The following is an 18,538-nucleotide window of genomic DNA, read 5'->3' as shown; positions in this document are numbered from 1 at the left end:
CTGAAAAGTTAATTTTTCAGGCTTTCTGTTTTTTAGTTGTAGACATGAATCACACTTCCGCTTGCTTCAACACGATATTGTTTCATTGGATACTCCTTATTACCAAGTCCGGTATATAAACTATAAGTACTTTTGTCACAGGAACACACAGCATTAATATCTTCAATAGTCATCGCAGTGCAGGAATTTAAGGGTTGATTTGGGCAGGCAGCATCAAAGGCCGTATAAGTTCCTGGTCCGGTCATCATTACAATTAGGCCTTTTGCCCCATAATTTGGCACAAAAACAGGATTGCTTACATACAAAAGATTGTTATAAGCCGGCAGGTTTGTATTAAGATAAGCACTTACAGAATAATTTGGTATATTCGGATTCTTATTACTATTGTCACTATCGCTACAAGATAAAAGTGTAAAAAGAAACAGGGTTAAGAGCCAGATTTTTTTCATTATTTTGATATAAATTAGTTAAACAAAATTAAATTATTTACATTTCAATTCTATATGATTAACATATAATTATGTACTATAAAAAAATATAGTATATTTGTGGTAAGAAAATCCCGTCGCGATGGGATTTTTTGTATTTATATAAACGATGAAGTTATGAGTAAAGTATCTTATTATACAGCAGAAGGATTAAAAAAGCTAAAAGATGAATTAGATCACTTAAAAAGTGTAATGCGTCCAAAGGCATCTCAGGATATAGCAGAGGCAAGGGACAAAGGAGATCTGTCTGAAAATGCAGAGTATGATGCCGCTAAGGAAGCACAGGGATTATTAGAAATGAGAATTGCTAAATTAGAAGAAGTATATTCAAATGCGAGATTAATTGACGAATCACAACTTGATGTTTCTAAAGTTTTGGTACTTTCTAATGTGAAAATTAAGAACCAAGGCAACGGAATGGAAATGAAATATACATTGGTTGCAGAAAGTGAAGCTGATCTTAAAACCGGAAAAATTTCGGTAACCTCTCCTATTGGAAAAGGATTACTGGGAAAATCTGTTGGAGAAGTAGCAGAAATTACTGTTCCAAACGGTGTTTTGAAATTTGAAATTCTTGAAATCTCAAGAGACTAAGTCATTGAGAGAAACGAAGCAATCTCACTATTATTTTAAAAATTAAAAAATGAGCATTTTCACTAAAATAGTCAACGGAGAAATTCCGGCTTACAAAATTGCTGAAGACGATAAGTATTTGGCTTTTTTGGATGTAAATCCAAATGCAAAAGGACATACACTTTGTATTCCAAAACAAGAAATCGATAAGATTTTTGATATGGATGACGAACTGTATTTAGGATTAATGAAGTTTTCTAAGAAAATTGCAGCTGCTCTGGAAAAAACAGTTCTCTGCAAAAGAATTGGAATGGCTGTTGTAGGCCTAGAAGTTCCTCATGCACACGTACATTTAATTCCATTAAATGAAATGGATGAAATGCGTTTTCAGAATAAAGTTTCACTTTCTAAAGAAGAATTTGAGGCTTTGGCAAAAAGTATTCAGGCAAATTTGTAAATAGTAATAAAGTCATGTCAGCCTGACAAAAAAAATCAACAGATGCAATAAAAAGTGCAGTAAATAATTTTACTGCACTTTTTTATTTAACTGAATCTGAAAAGTCGTTCCTTTTCCCAATTCAGAATGCAAAACTTTTATTTTTCCGTAATGATATTCCTCGACAATTCTTTTAGTTAAAGAAAGTCCCAATCCCCATCCGCGTTTTTTGGTCGTAAAACCAGGTTCAAAAATAGTTTTGAATTGATTCTTCGGGATTCCGGTACCGGAGTCTTTTACTGTGATTTTCACGTGATTAGAATCCTGTTCAATTTTAAGTTCCAAAGTCCCTTTTCCTTTCATGGCATCAATTGCATTTTTAACCAAATTTTCTATAGTCCAACTGTATAATGTCGGATTTATATAAGCCAAAACCGGGTCTTTTGGTGCAAGATAAGAAAAGGCAACTTGTTTGGAAAACCGGGATTGCAGGTACTCATAGGTATTGTATGTCTCAGCAATAACATCATGGGCTTCCAGAACAGGAACAGATCCTATTTTTGAAAAACGATCCGTAATAGTCTGCAGGCGATCAACATCTTTTTCGATTTCTACTGTAATGGACTGATCAATTTCTTCGGTTTTTAAAATTTCAATCCAGCCTATTAATGATGACAATGGCGTACCTATCTGATGTGCAGTTTCTTTGGCCATTCCGGCCCAAAGTTTATTTTGCGTTGCCATTTTGGTGCTTTTGTAAAAATTATAAATCAAAGCGCCAAACAAGAAAATAATCAGCAATAAAGCAATAGGATAATATTTGAGTTTATTAAGCAATGCCGAATTTCCATAATACAGTTTTTGGTATTTTCCGGGAGAATATTCAAAAACAATAGGCTCATTTTCATTTTGCAGTTTTCTCAAAAAAGCCATTGACTTTTTTTCGTCCTGTAAAATTGATTCCGGCACATTTCTGGTGGTAAGAATCTTATCATACATCGTCAGGATTACCGGAATAGAAGTATTATTGCTTGAAATCTGAAGAGGCAGTTCAAGATCTGTATTTTCATCAGCATTGATTAATGCGATTTGTGCATTTGCCAAAAGTTTCATTTTTATCCGCTCCTCATTCTTAAAGATCTGGAAAAATGTATACGTGTTCCAGAGAATTAGGGAGATGATTAAAAAGGAGATGCTGATGATGATCCAACGTGTAGTATTTCTTCTTTCAGAAAAAAACATATATTTATTTTTGAGGTATAAATATAACGAAATAAACACATTTAATATTTTGTAATACTCTAAAGATTTTTTGTTTTTAAATCTAAAACTATTTCTTTCGCTTCATCGATTTCTATACTTTTGTAGTTGCCAAAATGAGATTTGGTTAAAAAGAAGAACTATGATTAGCATTAACCCTAAAGAAATACCAACAGCAAAACTACATGGCTATTTGCAAAGTGCTGTCGGGCCACGGCCTATCGCTTTTGCCAGTACAATTAGTGAAAAAGGAATTCCCAATTTGTCACCATTTAGTTTTTTTAATGTTTTTAGCGCTAATCCGCCAATTTTGGTTTTTTCACCTGCAAGGCGTGTACGCGACAACACAGTAAAGCATACATTGATTAATGCTCAGGCAACCGGTGAAGTGGTAATAAATGTTGTCAATTACGATTTGGTTCAACAAACATCATTGGCAAGTACAGAATATGGAGAAGGAGTAAACGAATTTATAAAAGCCGGTCTGACACAAATTCCTTCAGATTTGGTAAAACCATATCGTGTAAAAGAATCTCCGGTACAATTTGAGTGCAAAATCACACAAATTATTCCGTTGGGAACAGAAGGAGGAGCAGGAAACCTGATTCTTTGTGAAGTAGTAAAAATGCATATACACGAATCAGTTTTAGATGAAAACGGAGCAATCGACCAGCACAAAATAGATTTGGTCTCAAGATTAGGAAGTAACTGGTATTCAAGATCAAACGAAGGACTTTTTGAAGTGCCCAAACCGCTTACAACATTGGGTGTTGGAGTAGATGTAATTCCGAATTTTATCAGGGAAAGCCCCGTTTTTAACGGAAATGACCTCGGAAAATTAGGTAACATAGAAGCCTTGCCCACAACAGAAGAAGTTAGTATATTTGTGAAAGAAAACTTTTCTGTAAAAGGAGTTTTAAGTTCCGATGATCAGGAAAAAATACATCTTGAAGCCAAAAAATATCTTAATAACGATGATGTTGAGTCGGCCTGGAAAGTGCTTTTAGCTAAAAAATAAGAATAGAACAAATAATTAATATAGAAAGAAGATGGAAGTTATAGGAAAAGTAAAAGTGGTTAACCCTGAGCAACAAGTTAGTGCCTCATTCAAAAAAAGAGAATTAGTTGTTACTACAGATGAGCAGTACCCACAACACATTTTAATCGAATTTACACAAGATAAATGCGATTTATTGAGTAGCTATAAGCAAGGAGAGGCAGTAAAAGTTTCTATCAATTTAAGAGGAAGAGAATGGGTTAATCCACAAGGAGAAACAAGATATTTTAATAGTATTCAAGGTTGGAGAATCGAAAGAGTAGGTAACGAAGCACCTTCACAAACACCTCCAATGCCAGCAGCAGAAGCTTTTGCTCCGGCAACAAACTTAAACGAAGACGAACCGGACGATTTACCGTTCTAAGAGTTTAAATTCTAAAATATAAATTCCAAATTCCAATTCATTCTCGTGAATTTGGGATTTGGAATTTTTTGTATTGTGTAGGCCTTTGCCAAAGTTTTAAATTTTGAAAAAGGTTTTGCAGGCAGTTGGAATCTGGAATTTCTCTATTGTAATTTAAAAAAAAATGCATTATTTATCAAAAGACTTATTTTTTCCACCAGTTTCAGAAGCCGATGAAGACGGAATTCTTGCCATTGGAGGCGATTTAAGTTCTGAACGTTTACAACTGGCATACAAAAGCGGAATTTTTCCATGGTTTAATGAAGGAGAGCCCATTCTTTGGTGGTCACCGGATCCGAGAATGGTTTTGTTTTTGGATGAATTGATTATCTCAAAAAGTATGCGCGCAGTTTTGAATAAAAATATGTTTAAAGTAACTTTTAATAAAAACTTTAAAGATGTAATTTCGAATTGTCAAAAAATAAAACGGGAAGGCCAGAACGGAACATGGATTTCAAACGAAATGATTGATGCGTATTGCAATCTTCACGAACAAGGAATTGCAAAATCTGTTGAGGTTTGGCAGGATGAGGTTTTGGTAGGCGGTTTATACGGGATTGATTTAGGAGATGTTTTTTGCGGAGAAAGCATGTTTTCTAAAGTTTCGAATGCATCCAAAGTTGCTTTTATTGCTTTGGTTCAATATTTAAAAAAAGAAAATTATAAACTTTTGGATTGTCAGGTTTATAATCCTCATTTAGAGAGTTTGGGATGTTGCGAAATTGACCGCCAGGAATTTATGTCTATTTTAAAAAGTAAATAAAATGAGTACCATTCATGTTGTAAAAGAAATTTATATCTATCCGATAAAAAGTCTGGCGGGAATAAGCTGCCAAACAGCTTTAGCCGAAGAAATGGGGTTTGAAAATGATCGCCGATGGATGTTAATCGATGCCGAAAATAAACATGTTACCCAAAGGGAATATCCAATAATGAGCCAGTTCTATCCGCAGATTTCAGATGGAAAAATCAGTATAAGTTTTGAAGATCATCAATATGAATTTTCTATAAATGAAGATTTGAATATTCCGATAAAAAGTCATGTCTGGGAGGATGAAACAGAAGTTACAGAGGTGAGTAAATCAACTTCAGAATGGTTTAGCAAACATTTAGGTTTTGAATGTAAATTGGTCAGAATCAATAAAATTGGCGATCGTAAACATGAAAGTTCAAGACTAAAAGAAACATTCAATGTAAGCCTTGCCGATGGTTATCCGTATTTATTAATCGGGTCAGAAAGTTTAGATTTCCTCAACGAAAAACTCGAAGAAAAAATCACCATTAAGAGATTTCGTCCCAACATTGTGGTTAGTACTACAAATGCTCACGAAGAAGATGAGTATGATACTTTTAAAATTGGCGAAGTACAATTTAAAAATATAAAACCCTGTGGCAGATGTATTATGGTTAATAATGATCCGCAGAAAGGAATCATAAAAAAAGAACCTTTAAAAACATTAAGCAAATACAGGAATGTAAATAATTCAGTTTTATTCGGGACTAATATTGTCAGTTTAAATTCTGGTATTGTAAAAGTTGGGGATACCGTAGCTTTCTAATAATTCAATTTTGTAAAACTCCAGTTTAAAGTATCAAAAAGAATTAATTCATTTTTTAAAGTTGGCAATCCTATTATAAGTTTTAAAGTTTCATGTCCCATCATATTGCCGATAATTCCGGGTAAAGTTCCTAAAACACCGTTCAGGTTACAATTTGGTACATCCTTAGGATCAGGCATTTCCGGAAACAAGTCACGCAGGTTTTTACTTCCGTTGTGGTTAAAAACAGCAATTTGACCTTCAAATTTCAGAATACTTCCGTAAATCAGTGTTTTGTTTAAATCTACACAGCTATCATTGACCAAATAACGGGTTTTGAAATTATCTGAACCATCTACAATTATGTCAAAATCCTCAATTATCAGAGAGGCATTTTCTACAGTTAATTTTTCTTCAAAAGCAACTATGTTTATTAACGGATTTAACTTTGCAAGAGCTTTTTTAGCTGTTGAAGCTTTAGAAAATCCAACCTGATTTTCTGTATATAATATCTGGCGATGAAGATTATGGATTTCGATAGTATCAAAATCAACAATACCAATAGTCCCAACCCCGGCAGTTGACAAATATTGTAAAACCGGACAACCCAAACCTCCGGCGCCAATAACCAGTACTTTTGAATTTTTGATTTTTTCCTGACCCTCATCTCCAATCTCAGGAAGTATGGTCTGTCTGTTATAACGCAGAAATTCTTTTATAATAGTCATTTTGAAATTTAGATTTTAGATTGTTATTTTAGATTGAGGCTGGAATTTGGAATTTCTCCCAATAGCTATCAGGATTAGGATTTTAAGCTGAAACTTTTATCCCAGTCTTTCCAAACAGGTTCATAGCCTGCATGCTTTATGACTGCTGAAATTGCTGCTGCTGAACGTTCATCACTTATTTCAAATTGTTCTAAGGATTGTGGGTCAACAACATAACCGCCCGGATTTGTCTTTGAGCCAGCACTCATGCTCGTAACACCAATAGGAATAATATTGTTTCTGAATTTTTCATTTTCGCGGGTAGAAATCGAAATCTCCAAATCTTCATTCCACAAACGATAGGCACAAATGAGCTGTGTCAAATCTTTATCATCCATAATAAAATTCGGTTCGATAATGCCTTCGGCAGGACGTAATCTGGGAAAAGAAACTGAGTATTTTGTTCTCCAGTATTTCTTTTGAAGATAATCAATATGAAGTGCATTAAAGAAACTGTCTGTACGCCAGTCTTCTAAACCTAATAAAACACCTAATCCTATTTTATGAATTCCTGCAGTTCCAATTCTGTCTGGCGTTTCCAGACGATAATCAAAATTTGACTTTTTGCCTTTAGTATGATATTTTTTGTAAACTTCCTGATGATAGGTTTCCTGATAAACCAAAACCGAATAAACCCCGGCTTCATGTAAACGCTGATATTCTTCGGCAGAAAGTGGCTGCACTTCGACAGAAATAATCGAGAATTGATTTTTGAGAAGCTCAATGGCGTTTATAAAATAATTGATATTTACAGTATAATTGGCTTCGCCTGTCACCAATAAAACATGATCAAAACCAGTGTTTTTTAATGCCTCAGCTTCCTGTTTTATTTCAGCATCAGAAAGTGTTTTCCGTTTAATTTTATTGTCTAGGCTAAAGCCACAATAGGTACAGATATTTTGGCATTCATTGCTTAAATACAAGGGCGCATACATTTGAATCGTCTTGCCAAAACGTTTCATTGTGAGTTCGTGACATTGCTGCGCCATCTGCTCTAAATAGGGTTGTGCAGTAGGCGAAATCAAGGCCAAAAAATCATCAAGATTTCTTTTGGTTCTAGTCAGGGCCTGTTCAACGTCTTTTGTTGTTGTCTGGTATATTCTCGATTGAATAGCATCCCAATTATATTGCTCAAAAATAGATTTGAATGTTTTCATTTTATTTTTTGTTTCACGCAGATTTAGCTGATTGTGCAGATTAAATTTTATTAACGACCCGATTAATGTTGTCCAGAATATTTGTACAGTTGAAATTGACTAATAGACCAAGTTTTTTATTGGTTAATTTTAAATAGGTTGTTAATTGTTTGTAATGAACAGGTTTTAATTCTTCTACAGATTTTAATTCAACAATAACTTTGTCTTCAACCAATAAGTCCAGTTTAAATGTAATATCCAGATAAGTATCATTATATTTTACCGGAATCTCAAGTTGTTTTTGGACTTTAAGATTGTCCTTTTGCAATTGATAATATAAAGCGCTTTCATAAATAGATTCAAGTAAACCGGGACCTAATGTGTTATAAACTTTAAATATTGCCCCTCTTACTTTATATGAAATTTCATTTTCTAACATAATGTTTTTATTTCAAAAATAACGAAATTTCTTACTTTCGTAATGGTGTTTTTTCACGCAGATTTCAGATAATGAATATTATTTTTCTTTAAGATTATTTATGAATCTCCAAAATCTCCAAAATCTGCGTGAAAAAAAAATTAGTCATAAAGAAAAGAAGTCAAAGGACTGGAAGCTACAGCATAATTATGCTGATTGGCAATTTTCGCTTCAAAAGCTTTTCTTCCCGCAATTACAGCTTCTCTAAAAGCTTCAGCCATAAGTTCCGGATTTCCTGCAGCAGCAATGGCTGTATTTACAAGAACAGCATCGGCACCAATTTCCATAGCTTTAGCAGCATCTGAAGGAGAGCCGATTCCCGCATCTATAATTACAGGAACATTGCTTTGTTCTATAATAATTTCTAAAAAATCAATCGTTTTTAAGCCCTTATTACTTCCAATTGGCGACCCCAAAGGCATTACAGCAGCGGTTCCAGCGTCTTCCAGATGTTTACACAAAACAGGATCGGCATGAATATAAGGTAGAACGATAAATCCCAATTTTGCCAATTCCTCTGTTGCTTTTAAAGTTTCGATCGGATCTGGCATTAAATATTTAGGATCAGGATGAATTTCCAGTTTTAGCCAGTTTGTTTCTAACGCTTCACGCGAAAGCTGAGCTGCAAACACAGCTTCTTTTGCATTTCTTGCACCCGAAGTATTAGGTAATAAATTAATTCGGGGATGATTTAAATGTGACAAAATAACATCTGTTTCAGTTTCCAAGTCAATTCGTTTTAAGGCAACAGTGACCAGTTCACTTCCTGAAGCCAGGATTGCTTTTTCCATTTCCTGATTTGAACCAAATTTCCCGGTACCCAAAAACAAGCGGGATTCAAATGTTTTATCTCCGATATTAAATGGTGACGTTTGCATAGAGTTTTTCTTTAAGTTGTGTAATTAATTTTTCTTTCTCTAAACTATTGGTAATTAAACCTGAAACTGCGATTCCATGAATTCCCGTTTCCATTAACGGACTTATATCATTTAATGTAATTCCTCCAATAGCATAAACAGGAATATCGATTTTATTTTTTTTTAGTTTTTGAAGAATTTCAAAATATCCTGATAATCCTAAAATCGGACTTAATTTTTCTTTTGTAGCAGTATATCTAAATGGCCCTAAGCCAATATAATCACATCCATTTTTGACATGATAGGCAATGTTTTCATACGTATTCGCAGTTGCTCCGATGATTTTTGTATCGCCTAAAATTGCTCTTGCTTCATCAATTTTCATATCAGTAAGACCCAAATGCACACCATCTGAGCCAAGTTGCTGAGCGAGATACAGATTGTCATTAACAATAAAATTGGCTAAGTATTTTTCGCATAAAATTTTTACAGCTTCCGCTAAAGCAAATGTATCTTTATCTGTTTGGTTTTTAAATCGCATCTGAATCCAGTTGCATCCATTATCAAGTGCCCCATGAATGTTGTACAATTGTGATTCGACAGTATTTCCTTGAGAAATATATTGCAGTTTGTTATACATAATGATATCCGATTAAGTTTGAAGTTGAACTCAGGTATTTTTCGATGTAATTTTTAGCATTCATACAAGCTTCTGTCATAGATTGATTTAGGGCTAAATTGGCAGTAATTGCAGACGATAACACACAACCGGAACCATGTTTTTCAAAACAGGTTTTTTCAGAAGGAAGCAAATTGATGATTTCATTTTGTAGAAATAACTGATCCTTGCCCGGATCAGCTATGTTGTGCCCGCCTTTTAAAAGAATTGTTGTGCTGATTTCATTTTCTATCCAGAGATTTTCTGATATAAAACCCGGAAACAATTGTTCGATTTCATTGTAGTTGGGTGTAATTAAATCAATTTTTGAAATAACTTTATTTAAGTCTAATCTGTCTTCTATGGTTAAAAATTCAAAATTTGTAGTCGATTTTAAAACCGGGTCCCAAACAATTTTTGTGTTTGGAGATTCTAATTTAATCGTAGAAAGAATTCGGTTGAGATAATGCAAAGAAGGAACAATTCCGATTTTAACAGCCTTGATTTTATAGTTTTGAAATAAAGTTTCAATGGATCTGATAACAAAACTCAAATTTGTCCATTCCATTTCAAAAAACGCATTTTCAGTCTGGATAGTGTTTGCGGTTATAATGGCAAAACCATTCGTGAGATGCTGCTCAAATGTTTTTGCATCAGCGAGAACACCGGCCCCTCCAGAAGGATCTAAACCGGCTATAGAGAGTACGTATGGGCGATTTTTTGACATAATTTGAATTGTTTTACTGGGTTTTCATTATTCCATATGGCTCCTAAAAGAGCGATGTCATCGAAGCCATTTTCGAGTGTTTGTGCAATATTTTCCGAGTCAATTCCGCCCAAAGCGATAACTTTTGTATTGAAATTTGTTCTGAATTTTAAGGCTTCAAAGAGATTTGTTGCCGGATGATAATTCTCTTTGGAAATGCTTTTAAAAACAGGGCTCAAAAAGGCATATTCAAAATCAATTGGGAGTGAGTTAAACTCATTTATTGAGTGTGTTGACGTTGAATTATGTCTACAAGGTTTTAAAAACCTTGTAGACATAGGAATTACACTAATTCTTTGTTTTTCAGAAAAATGAAACCGGTTAATACCAAAATCGTCTGCCAAAATATGATGATTGTGCAGGACAAGTTTACTTCTGTATTCTAAATCTATCTGATGAATGAATGATGCCATTTCCAATTCAGAAAAATCAGGTTTCCGAATATGAAGTAAAGACAGCCCTTCTTCAAATAAAGATTCAATAATGCTGATTTCATTAGCAACCGCAGAAGGATTTGTAATTACGATCATATCTTTTCTGTTCTAAACTCTTTTAAATATAAATCTCTTTTCCTTGTTCAATAAACTCTTCTGATTTCTCCTGCATTCCTTTTTCAGCTGCTGCTACATCCCTGATTTCCTGAGATATTTTCATAGAACAGAATTTAGGCCCGCACATTGAACAGAAATGCGCAACCTTTGCACCATCAGCAGGAAGCGTTTCATCATGAAATTCTCTGGCAGTATCCGGGTCAAGAGCCAGGTTGAACTGATCCTCCCAACGAAACTCAAAACGAGCTTTGCTTAATGCGTTATCGCGATATTGTGCTCCCGGGTGACCTTTTGCCAGATCTGCAGCATGTGCCGAAATTTTATAGGTGATTACACCATCTTTTACATCTTTTTTATTCGGAAGTCCCAAATGTTCTTTTGGTGTTACATAACACAACATTGCACAGCCATACCAGCCAATCATTGCAGCACCAATTGCCGATGTAATATGATCGTAACCCGGTGCAATATCAGTAGTTAATGGACCTAAAGTGTAAAACGGAGCTTCATGGCAATGCTCCAGTTGTTTGTCCATATTTTCTTTAATCATGTGCATTGGTACATGCCCAGGGCCTTCAATAAAAACCTGAACATCATGTTTCCAGGCTATTTTGGTTAATTCTCCAAGTGTTTCCAATTCGGCAAACTGTGCAGCATCATTTGCATCGGCTATGGAACCCGGACGCAAGCCATCACCCAAAGAAAAGGCAACATCATACTGTTTCATGATTTCGCAGATTTCTTCAAAATGAGTGTATAAAAAGTTCTCCTTATGATGAAACAAACACCATTTTGCCATAATCGATCCGCCACGGGAAACAATTCCGGTAACACGATTTGCAGTAAGATGGATATATCTCAATAAAACTCCGGCATGAATAGTAAAGTACGAAACACCTTGCTCTGCCTGCTCAATAAGAGTATCACGAAAAATCTCCCAGGTTAAGTCTTCTGCGATTCCTTTTACTTTTTCTAATGCCTGATAAATAGGAACTGTACCAATTGGAACAGGCGAATTTCGAATAATCCATTCTCTGGTTTCATGAATGTTTTTTCCTGTCGAAAGATCCATAATAGTATCTGCTCCCCAACGACAGGCCCAAACGGCTTTTTCTACTTCTTCTTCTATACTGGAAGTTACTGCGCTGTTGCCAATATTTGCATTAATTTTTACAAGGAAATTGCGTCCGACTATCATCGGTTCGCTTTCGGGATGATTAATATTGTTCGGAATAATGGCTCGTCCGCAGGCGACTTCAGAGCGAACAAATTCTGCAGTAATTTTGGTTTTTGGCGTATTGGCTCCAAAACTATGGCCGGCATGCTGGCATTGCATCGCTTTAGTTTGTTCATTCAAAAGATCAATACGCTGATTTTCACGAATAGCAATATATTCCATTTCAGGAGTAATAATGCCTTGTTTAGCATAATATAACTGCGTTACATTGGCTCCCTTTTTTGCTCTTTTTGGCTGGTGCAGATATTCGAATCGAAGATGGTTTAAACTTTCGTCTTTCAATCGGGTTTGTCCATAACTAGAAGTTATTTCATCTAAGATTTCGACATCATTTCTATCGAGGATCCAACTTTCGCGTAAGCGTGGCAATCCTTTTCGAATATCGATTTCAATATTAGGATCTGTATAAGCTCCGGAAGTGTCATAAACTGTTACTGGCGGATTTTTTTCAATTCCTCCGTTTGATAGCTTAGTGTCACTTAATTTGATTTGGCGCATAGCCACTTTAATAGGATGAATTTCTCCATCAACATATATTTTTTCCGAATTAGGAAATGGGGTTCTTGAGATTTCTTTTTCTTCTGTAGCCATAGTTTTTGTTTTTAGTTTCAGGTTTGATTCTAATGAAAATATTTCGTAAAGTTTTGCAGAGACACACTGTAGTCCGTCTTTAGCGATTAATAGGAATTTAGAATTTTTGTATTGGGGTCTTAAATTGATTAACCTCCTTGTGTAGCGGAAATGATTAGAATTTCATCGGTTTCTTTTAGAAACTGCTGGTTCCAGTTAGATTTTGGAATAACGGTATTATTTATTGCAACAGCGATTCCGTTTTGTTTATTCGGAATTTCGAGATCGAGCAATGACTGAACGCTAAGTGATTCAGCATTGAATTGTTTTACTTGTTGGTTGATTTTTAGTTCCATTCCTTTTTAAGTTTAGTGTATAGTTACACGTTAGGAATGGCTGCAAAATACGCGCAGACGCGCACATAGAAGTCATCTTACTTTTCCCTACGCTAGTATTAACCAGATCAGGTTCAGAGGGTAAAATCTCAGCCTGCATGTTGCAGACACCCCTAAAGTGTGAAGCAAATGTAATGAATTTTTGTTGGTTGTTTAAAAAAAATTCAATTTTCAAGTTTCTGGCTGTTTCTGAAAACTGAAAACTGAGACTGTTTACTTCATTTTTGTCCAGCAATCTTCGATATGGTCATTAACCATTCCGGTTGCCTGCATATGAGCGTAAACTACTGTAGAACCGACAAATTTAAAGCCTCTTTTTTTTAAATCCTTGCTAATTTCATCAGAAAGTGGAGTAGTGGCAGGAACATCTTTTGACGTTTTTGGATTGTTTACAATAGGTTTTCCACCAGTAAATTTCCAGATATAATCTGAAAAACTGCCAAATTCTTCCTGTACTTTTATGAATGCCTGTGCGTTTGTAACAGCTGCTCGTATTTTTAATTTATTTCTGATAATACCAGCGTTTTCTAATAATTCTTCGATTTTTTCTTCAGGATAATTGGCAATTTTTTTATAATCGAAATAATCAAAAGCAGCTCTGAAATTTTCTCTTTTGTTTAAAATAGTAATCCAGCTTAGTCCTGCCTGGAAAGTTTCGAGAATTAAAAATTCAAATAACGATGCATCATCATAGATTGGTATGCCCCATTCTTCATCATGATATTTTTTGTATAAATCGCTGGAAGAACACCAGCTGCATCGTATTTTATTTTCCATTATTTTCCAATTTTCCAGTGATAGCCTTTTACTGACGGGATATATGCTTTATTTCCGATAATTATTAAGTCGGTATAAATTTTCTTATTGTATTTAATACCAATTGCTTTACCGGAAGTATACATCTTATTGGCTTCAAATTTGAGTTTCATTTTGGCATCAGTAAATTTAGCATCAGAAATTCTTTCTACAAACCAGGTTGATTTCCATTTCACTTCAATTTCGTCCTCGGCTGTCTTAGTGATGCTTTTTATTATTTTTATTCCATCTGCAGGAATATTGTGATCTTCAATGAGTTGTTCTTGTGTTAAAGTTTCTCCGGTTTTGCAATCAGACAGTATTTTTTTGAAATAAGTAATTCCCAAAAATTTTTCATTCACGGTTTCTTTTTCTATAATACTGTCACTTTTGGTTTCTTCATTTTCAGAAACAATTTCTGTCTTAGTAATTTTATCTACAACGGAGTTTTTATAGGCCGTTACAGTTTCAACTGTACTTTTTGAGATGGTTTCTATTTTGTTTGAAATCCCATCTTTCACCTCTATTATTTGTTTTTTAGCATTTTTAGAACAGCTTACAAAAAAGAATAGTAAGAGAGTAGAAAAATAATTCTTGTATTTTTTCATTATTTAATCCTCTTTATCTGCATGAAGATTATCTTTTTCAAGATATTTTTTTATTAAATGATGTCCTGCATAAATCAGCGGTGTCAATAAAACCGCAACCGAAAGTTTGAAAACATATCCTGTTAAACCCGATGAAATATAAGTATCAAAATCGATTTTCCCTGGTAGGTAAAAAGCAATTCCAAGCACAATAAAAGAATCAAATAGTTGCGAGATTATGGTCGAACCAGTTGTTCTGAGCCATATTTTTTTTTCGCCAGTACGTCTTTTAAAAAACCAAAATATCCAGACATCAATTAATTGTGATGCTATAAATGCGATTAGACTTCCAACAATAATCCACATACTTTGACCAAAAACAGCCTGAAATTGTTCGTCATTTACAGGACTAATTCCTTTTGCAGCCGGAATTACGATTGCCATAAAAAGAATAAGAAATGCGTAAGCGATCAGACAAGCTGTAATAAAAGAAAGTTTTTTGACCCCCTTTTCGCCAAAATACTCATTGATTAAATCTGTTGTCAGAAAAACGATTGGCCAGGGCAAAATTCCGATACTCATTACAAAAGGGCCAATCTGGATTAATTTTCCGCCTATTAACTCTGCAACTACTGCGTTGGTAATAAAAATTCCTGCAAGAATAACAAAAACAATTTCTCTTTTGGTTTTAAACATATTTCTTTTGGTAAATGAAGTTTCAAATTTAAGTTATTTCTTTTTAAGTTAAAGATTCGCTATATAAATAAAGTGTTTTGAAAATAATAAAATGGTAAATTTGAGTTTAGATAATTAGATGTCAATTAGAATAAATAAAAATATTTATAATGAATGCTATAGCTTCCAGTAGTCCACAATCGGATTCTCAATCACGTTCCCAAAATCCATTGCTTCAAAATTGGGCAGGGCCTTACGGGGGAGTTCCGTCCTTTGATGAATACAAAGTTTCAGATTTCAAACCTGCAATAGAAATTGCTATTCAGGAAAAATTAGAAGAATTAGAAGGGATTGCAGATAATAATCAATTACCCACTTTTGATAATACGATTGCAGCTTTAGAACTTTCAGGCAAAACCATTACAAGAATCCGGGAAATATACGAAATCTTTAGTTCGAATATTTTTACTCCGGAATTCGGAATTGTAGAAACAGAAATGTCCCCAAAGTTATCTGAGCTGAATGATAAAATGTATCAAAATCATAAACTCTTTTCGAGAATAGAGAGAATATATAATTCAGAAGAATATAAAAATCTTAATAGCGAACAACAACGGCTGGTCTGGTGGTATTATACCAATTTTGTTCGCGAGGGCGCAAAATTAAATAATGCAGACAAGGAAAAAGTTGGGAAAATCAATCAGGAATTGGCGCTTCTTTTTACCAGATTTAGTCAGAATTTATTAGCCGAAGAGCAAAACCAGTTTATCGAACTAAAATCAGAGAATGATTTTGATGGTTTGCCTGAAGAAATTAAAAATGCTGCTATTGCTGAGGCTAAACTCAGAAAAATTGATGCTTTGGGCTGTATTATAAATACACGTTCATCTATTGAGCCATTTTTGACGTTTTCTAATCGTAGGGATTTAAGACAAAAAGCTTTTGATATTTTTGTGAAACGAGGTGATAATGGTAATGAAAACGATAATAATGAGTTACTAGTTTCTATTTTAAAATTGCGAAGCGAAAAAGCATTATTATTGGGTTATGCTTCATTTGCAGAATGGAGCCTGTCTAATAAAATGGCAAAAAGTCCAGCTGAAACATTGGCTTTAATGGAATCTGTCTGGAAACCTGCAGTTGATAAAGTACATCAGGATGTAGCCGAAATGCAAAAGATAGTTGATGCCGAAGGAGGCAATTTTAAAATTCAGCCTTGGGATTATCGTTATTATGCTGAAAAAGTAAGGAAATCAAAGTACGACTTAGATCAGAATGAAGTAAAACAATATTTGCAGTTAGAGAATTTACGCGAAAGTATGTTTTGGGTTGCAGGTCAATTATTTAATTTAAGTTTTAAGCAAGTTGATACTATTCCTGTATTTCATAAAGATGTACGTGTTTGGGAAGTAAATAATGATGCAACGGGAAAAACAATTGGATTGTGGTATTTTGATCCTTATGCAAGACCAGGCAAGCGTTCTGGTGCATGGATGAGTTCTTACAGGGATCAGCAAAAGTTATTAGATACAATCCCGATTGTATCTAATAATTGTAATTTTATAAAAGGAAATGCAAACGAACCTGTTTTGATTTCCTGGGATGATGCTACTACCTTGTTTCATGAATTCGGACATGCGCTTCATGGATTATGTTCTAATGTAACGTATCCGAGTTTGTCAGGAACGGCTGTGGCCAGAGATTATGTTGAATTCCCATCTCAGTTATTAGAGCATTGGCTGGCAACTCCTGAGGTACTGAATAAATTTGCTTTACATTATAAAACAAATGAACCATTGCCTCAATCGTTAGTCGACAGGATTGAAAAAGCGGCAAACTTTAATGAAGGTTTTGCAACCGTAGAAACAATATCAAGTTCTTTTGTAGATATGAAACTTCATTTAAGAACAGATAATATTGATCCTCATGAATTTGAAAAAGAGACTTTAAAAGCGTTAAATATGCCTGAGGAGATTGTTATGCGCCATAGAATTCCACAGTTTGCTCATATTTTTTCGGGTGATGGATATGCCGCTGGATATTATAGTTATTTGTGGTCTGATGTTATAAATGCCGATGCTTATGAAGCTTTTTCAGAAGGAGAGGGGCCTTTTGATAAAAAGGTTGCTAAAAGGCTTTATGATACAGTTTTTAGTATAGGAAATACGATTGATGCCGATAAATCATATCAAAATTTCAGAGGGAGAGCCTTTAAATCTGATGCATTAATGCGAGCGAGAAATTTTCCAATTACAGAAAAGATTTAATAAACTTGCTAAATAAAAAAGCCCGAATAAATTAATATTCGGGCTTTTTATATTGAAATAATAATATATTAACCTAAAGTAACTCTTTTGAAACCTGTAATTTCAACGTTGAATCCTTTAACATAATCACCAACTTTTTTACTATCATCTTTGATGAAGTTTTGATCAAGTAAAGCTTTCTCTTGATCCAAAGTAGTATTGTCAGAGATGAAACGTTGAACTTTTCCTGGAATAATTTTATCCCAAATTTGTTCTGGTTTACCTTCAGCTTTTAATTCAGCTTTAGCATCTTCTTCAGCTTGTTTGATAACTTCTTCAGTTAATTGAGAGTAAGAAATATATTTAGGAACATTTTTTAAAGTTTTTCCTAAACGTTTTGCCTCTTCATTTTCTTTTTCGATTACAGCAATACGAGCAGCAAGTTCAGAAGCAACGAAAGCAGGATCAAAATCTTTGTAAGATAATGTATCAGCTCCCATAGAAGCAACTTGCATAGAAACATCTTTAGTTAAAACGTCAGCGTTAGGAATTGCAGCAGAAATCGCAGTTAATGCAGCAATTTTGTTAACGTGAACATAAGATCCAACGAAAGCACCTTCTAAAATTTCAAAACCACCGATTTCGATTTTTTCACCGATAACACCAGTTTGCTCGATTAATTTTTCAGCAACAGTAATTCCGTTGAAATCAGAAGCTAAAAATTCTTCTTTAGAAGAGAAGTTGATAGCTCTTTCTACTAATTCTTTAGCCAAAGTTACGAAAGCCTCATTTTTACCTACGAAATCTGTTTCGCAGTTTAAAGTGATGATAGCTCCTTTAGTTTTGTCAGCATTAACAAAAGAAACAGCAGCTCCTTCAGAAGACTCACGGTCAGAACGGTTAGCGGCAACTTTTTGTCCTTTTTCTCTAAGGTTTTGTATAGCTTTATCGAAATCTCCATCAGCTTCAACTAAAGCTTTTTTACAGTCCATCATTCCGGCACCTGTAGTTTGTCTTAATTTATTTACGTCTGCAGCAGTAATTGTTGCCATAATATTTTGAATT

22 protein-coding genes and 1 riboswitch are annotated in these 18,538 nt (G+C 34.3%); of the genes, 7 read left to right on the top strand and 15 right to left on the bottom strand.

Annotated features, from left to right (window positions below):
• Nucleotides 1-32: 32 nt before the first annotated feature.
• Nucleotides 33-449 carry a hypothetical protein gene (locus JOD96_RS13825; protein WP_209564830.1) on the bottom strand — a complete coding sequence of 139 codons (417 nt, stop codon included), beginning with the start codon at nucleotides 447-449 and terminating at the stop codon, nucleotides 33-35.
• 156 nt (nucleotides 450-605) lie between these two features.
• Here JOD96_RS13825 and greA point away from each other — a divergent pair, with 156 nt between their 5' ends.
• Nucleotides 606-1,082 carry a transcription elongation factor GreA gene (gene greA / locus JOD96_RS13820; protein WP_209564829.1) on the top strand — a complete coding sequence of 159 codons (477 nt, stop codon included), beginning with the start codon at nucleotides 606-608 and terminating at the stop codon, nucleotides 1,080-1,082.
• A 49-nt stretch (nucleotides 1,083-1,131) separates the two neighbouring features.
• Nucleotides 1,132-1,518: an HIT family protein gene (locus JOD96_RS13815; protein ID WP_209564828.1), complete on the top strand. Its 387-nt coding sequence runs from the start codon at nucleotides 1,132-1,134 to the stop codon at nucleotides 1,516-1,518.
• 69 nt (nucleotides 1,519-1,587) lie between these two features.
• Here the strand turns inward: JOD96_RS13815 and JOD96_RS13810 are convergent, their stop codons facing one another.
• Nucleotides 1,588-2,739, bottom strand: a complete 1,152-nt coding sequence (locus JOD96_RS13810) for a sensor histidine kinase (RefSeq protein ID WP_209564827.1) — start codon at nucleotides 2,737-2,739, stop codon at nucleotides 1,588-1,590.
• A gap of 160 nt (nucleotides 2,740-2,899) precedes the next feature.
• On the opposite strand from JOD96_RS13810, the gene JOD96_RS13805 reads away from it, so the two are divergent.
• From JOD96_RS13805 to JOD96_RS13790, 4 genes are all read left to right on the top strand, one after another.
• Nucleotides 2,900-3,775, top strand: a complete 876-nt coding sequence (locus JOD96_RS13805; RefSeq protein WP_209564826.1) for a flavin reductase family protein — start codon at nucleotides 2,900-2,902, stop codon at nucleotides 3,773-3,775.
• A gap of 31 nt (nucleotides 3,776-3,806) precedes the next feature.
• Complete coding sequence (locus JOD96_RS13800) at nucleotides 3,807-4,178, top strand: DUF3127 domain-containing protein (RefSeq protein WP_116752848.1); 372 nt, start codon at nucleotides 3,807-3,809, stop codon at nucleotides 4,176-4,178.
• A gap of 163 nt (nucleotides 4,179-4,341) precedes the next feature.
• Nucleotides 4,342-4,980: a leucyl/phenylalanyl-tRNA--protein transferase gene (aat, locus tag JOD96_RS13795; RefSeq protein WP_209564825.1), complete on the top strand. Its 639-nt coding sequence runs from the start codon at nucleotides 4,342-4,344 to the stop codon at nucleotides 4,978-4,980.
• A gap of 1 nt (nucleotide 4,981) precedes the next feature.
• Nucleotides 4,982-5,776 (top strand): MOSC domain-containing protein, encoded by a 795-nt coding sequence (locus JOD96_RS13790; RefSeq protein WP_209564824.1) that lies wholly within the window; start codon nucleotides 4,982-4,984, stop codon nucleotides 5,774-5,776.
• Here the strand turns inward: JOD96_RS13790 and JOD96_RS13785 are convergent.
• From JOD96_RS13785 to JOD96_RS13730, 12 genes are all read right to left on the bottom strand, one after another.
• Nucleotides 5,773-6,483 (bottom strand): HesA/MoeB/ThiF family protein, encoded by a 711-nt coding sequence (locus JOD96_RS13785; RefSeq protein WP_209564823.1) that lies wholly within the window; start codon nucleotides 6,481-6,483, stop codon nucleotides 5,773-5,775. The two genes, JOD96_RS13790 and JOD96_RS13785, sit on opposite strands and share 4 nt — an antisense overlap.
• A 74-nt stretch (nucleotides 6,484-6,557) precedes the next feature.
• Nucleotides 6,558-7,679, bottom strand: coding sequence for a 2-iminoacetate synthase ThiH (gene thiH, locus JOD96_RS13780; protein WP_209564822.1), 1,122 nt, complete (start codon nucleotides 7,677-7,679; stop codon nucleotides 6,558-6,560).
• A 40-nt stretch (nucleotides 7,680-7,719) separates the two neighbouring features.
• Nucleotides 7,720-8,097, bottom strand: coding sequence for a GxxExxY protein (locus JOD96_RS13775; protein ID WP_209564821.1), 378 nt, complete (start codon nucleotides 8,095-8,097; stop codon nucleotides 7,720-7,722).
• A gap of 140 nt (nucleotides 8,098-8,237) precedes the next feature.
• The gene (locus JOD96_RS13770; RefSeq protein WP_209564820.1) at nucleotides 8,238-9,014 is read right to left on the bottom strand and encodes a thiazole synthase; all 777 of its coding nucleotides are present in this window, start codon (nucleotides 9,012-9,014) and stop codon (nucleotides 8,238-8,240) included.
• Nucleotides 8,995-9,633: a thiamine phosphate synthase gene (locus JOD96_RS13765; RefSeq protein WP_209564819.1), complete on the bottom strand. Its 639-nt coding sequence runs from the start codon at nucleotides 9,631-9,633 to the stop codon at nucleotides 8,995-8,997. Before JOD96_RS13765 ends, JOD96_RS13770 begins: the two co-directional genes overlap by 20 nt.
• Entirely contained in the window at nucleotides 9,626-10,378 is a 753-nt protein-coding gene (locus JOD96_RS13760; protein WP_209564818.1) for a hydroxymethylpyrimidine/phosphomethylpyrimidine kinase, read from the bottom strand. The genes JOD96_RS13765 and JOD96_RS13760 overlap by 8 nt, the downstream gene beginning before the upstream one ends.
• Nucleotides 10,345-10,947 carry a thiamine phosphate synthase gene (locus JOD96_RS13755; RefSeq protein WP_209564817.1) on the bottom strand — a complete coding sequence of 201 codons (603 nt, stop codon included), beginning with the start codon at nucleotides 10,945-10,947 and terminating at the stop codon, nucleotides 10,345-10,347. The genes JOD96_RS13760 and JOD96_RS13755 overlap by 34 nt, the downstream gene beginning before the upstream one ends.
• Before the next feature lie 22 nt (nucleotides 10,948-10,969).
• A complete protein-coding gene (gene thiC / locus JOD96_RS13750; protein WP_209564816.1) occupies nucleotides 10,970-12,796 on the bottom strand; it encodes a phosphomethylpyrimidine synthase ThiC in 1,827 nt (608 codons plus the stop codon).
• 128 nt (nucleotides 12,797-12,924) lie between these two features.
• Nucleotides 12,925-13,131 (bottom strand): sulfur carrier protein ThiS, encoded by a 207-nt coding sequence (gene thiS / locus JOD96_RS13745; RefSeq protein ID WP_209564815.1) that lies wholly within the window; start codon nucleotides 13,129-13,131, stop codon nucleotides 12,925-12,927.
• Between the two features lie 67 nt (nucleotides 13,132-13,198).
• Nucleotides 13,199-13,295: riboswitch (TPP riboswitch) on the bottom strand.
• Between the two features lie 88 nt (nucleotides 13,296-13,383).
• Complete coding sequence (locus JOD96_RS13740) at nucleotides 13,384-13,947, bottom strand: DNA-3-methyladenine glycosylase I (RefSeq protein ID WP_209564814.1); 564 nt, start codon at nucleotides 13,945-13,947, stop codon at nucleotides 13,384-13,386.
• Entirely contained in the window at nucleotides 13,947-14,573 is a 627-nt protein-coding gene (locus JOD96_RS13735; RefSeq protein WP_209564813.1) for a hypothetical protein, read from the bottom strand. The genes JOD96_RS13740 and JOD96_RS13735 overlap by 1 nt, the downstream gene beginning before the upstream one ends.
• 3 nt (nucleotides 14,574-14,576) lie before the next feature.
• Nucleotides 14,577-15,248, bottom strand: a complete 672-nt coding sequence (locus JOD96_RS13730) for a queuosine precursor transporter (protein WP_209564812.1) — start codon at nucleotides 15,246-15,248, stop codon at nucleotides 14,577-14,579.
• A gap of 149 nt (nucleotides 15,249-15,397) precedes the next feature.
• Between JOD96_RS13730 and JOD96_RS13725 the strand changes: the two genes are divergently transcribed.
• Nucleotides 15,398-17,494, top strand: a complete 2,097-nt coding sequence (locus tag JOD96_RS13725) for a M3 family metallopeptidase (RefSeq protein WP_209564811.1) — start codon at nucleotides 15,398-15,400, stop codon at nucleotides 17,492-17,494.
• A gap of 68 nt (nucleotides 17,495-17,562) precedes the next feature.
• On the opposite strand, the gene tsf is transcribed toward JOD96_RS13725, so the two are convergent.
• Nucleotides 17,563-18,525 carry a translation elongation factor Ts gene (tsf, locus tag JOD96_RS13720; RefSeq protein ID WP_209564810.1) on the bottom strand — a complete coding sequence of 321 codons (963 nt, stop codon included), beginning with the start codon at nucleotides 18,523-18,525 and terminating at the stop codon, nucleotides 17,563-17,565.
• Between the last annotated feature and the right edge of the window lie 13 nt (nucleotides 18,526-18,538).

This window comes from Flavobacterium sp. 1355, assembly GCF_017833415.1.
Lineage (GTDB): Bacteria > Bacteroidota > Bacteroidia > Flavobacteriales > Flavobacteriaceae > Flavobacterium.
Note: the sequence above shows the minus strand (reverse complement) of the source record. Positions and strands in the feature narration are given on the sequence as shown.

Excerpts from the sequence above, each read along its gene's own strand:
- JOD96_RS13825 (WP_209564830.1), bottom strand. The coding sequence starts at position 449 with ATGAAAAAAATCTGGCTCTTAACCCTGTTTCTTTTTACACTTTTATCT.
- greA (WP_209564829.1), top strand. The coding sequence starts at position 606 with ATGAGTAAAGTATCTTATTATACAGCAGAAGGATTAAAAAAGCTAAAA.
- JOD96_RS13815 (WP_209564828.1), top strand. The coding sequence starts at position 1,132 with ATGAGCATTTTCACTAAAATAGTCAACGGAGAAATTCCGGCTTACAAA.
- JOD96_RS13810 (WP_209564827.1), bottom strand. The coding sequence starts at position 2,739 with ATGTTTTTTTCTGAAAGAAGAAATACTACACGTTGGATCATCATCAGC.
- JOD96_RS13805 (WP_209564826.1), top strand. The coding sequence starts at position 2,900 with ATGATTAGCATTAACCCTAAAGAAATACCAACAGCAAAACTACATGGC.
- JOD96_RS13800 (WP_116752848.1), top strand. The coding sequence starts at position 3,807 with ATGGAAGTTATAGGAAAAGTAAAAGTGGTTAACCCTGAGCAACAAGTT.
- aat (WP_209564825.1), top strand. The coding sequence starts at position 4,342 with ATGCATTATTTATCAAAAGACTTATTTTTTCCACCAGTTTCAGAAGCC.
- JOD96_RS13790 (WP_209564824.1), top strand. The coding sequence starts at position 4,982 with ATGAGTACCATTCATGTTGTAAAAGAAATTTATATCTATCCGATAAAA.
- JOD96_RS13785 (WP_209564823.1), bottom strand. The coding sequence starts at position 6,483 with ATGACTATTATAAAAGAATTTCTGCGTTATAACAGACAGACCATACTT.
- thiH (WP_209564822.1), bottom strand. The coding sequence starts at position 7,679 with ATGAAAACATTCAAATCTATTTTTGAGCAATATAATTGGGATGCTATT.
- JOD96_RS13775 (WP_209564821.1), bottom strand. The coding sequence starts at position 8,097 with ATGTTAGAAAATGAAATTTCATATAAAGTAAGAGGGGCAATATTTAAA.
- JOD96_RS13770 (WP_209564820.1), bottom strand. The coding sequence starts at position 9,014 with ATGCAAACGTCACCATTTAATATCGGAGATAAAACATTTGAATCCCGC.
- JOD96_RS13765 (WP_209564819.1), bottom strand. The coding sequence starts at position 9,633 with ATGTATAACAAACTGCAATATATTTCTCAAGGAAATACTGTCGAATCA.
- JOD96_RS13760 (WP_209564818.1), bottom strand. The coding sequence starts at position 10,378 with ATGTCAAAAAATCGCCCATACGTACTCTCTATAGCCGGTTTAGATCCT.
- JOD96_RS13755 (WP_209564817.1), bottom strand. The coding sequence starts at position 10,947 with ATGATCGTAATTACAAATCCTTCTGCGGTTGCTAATGAAATCAGCATT.
- thiC (WP_209564816.1), bottom strand. The coding sequence starts at position 12,796 with ATGGCTACAGAAGAAAAAGAAATCTCAAGAACCCCATTTCCTAATTCG.
- thiS (WP_209564815.1), bottom strand. The coding sequence starts at position 13,131 with ATGGAACTAAAAATCAACCAACAAGTAAAACAATTCAATGCTGAATCA.
- JOD96_RS13740 (WP_209564814.1), bottom strand. The coding sequence starts at position 13,947 with ATGGAAAATAAAATACGATGCAGCTGGTGTTCTTCCAGCGATTTATAC.
- JOD96_RS13735 (WP_209564813.1), bottom strand. The coding sequence starts at position 14,573 with ATGAAAAAATACAAGAATTATTTTTCTACTCTCTTACTATTCTTTTTT.
- JOD96_RS13730 (WP_209564812.1), bottom strand. The coding sequence starts at position 15,248 with ATGTTTAAAACCAAAAGAGAAATTGTTTTTGTTATTCTTGCAGGAATT.
- JOD96_RS13725 (WP_209564811.1), top strand. The coding sequence starts at position 15,398 with ATGAATGCTATAGCTTCCAGTAGTCCACAATCGGATTCTCAATCACGT.
- tsf (WP_209564810.1), bottom strand. The coding sequence starts at position 18,525 with ATGGCAACAATTACTGCTGCAGACGTAAATAAATTAAGACAAACTACA.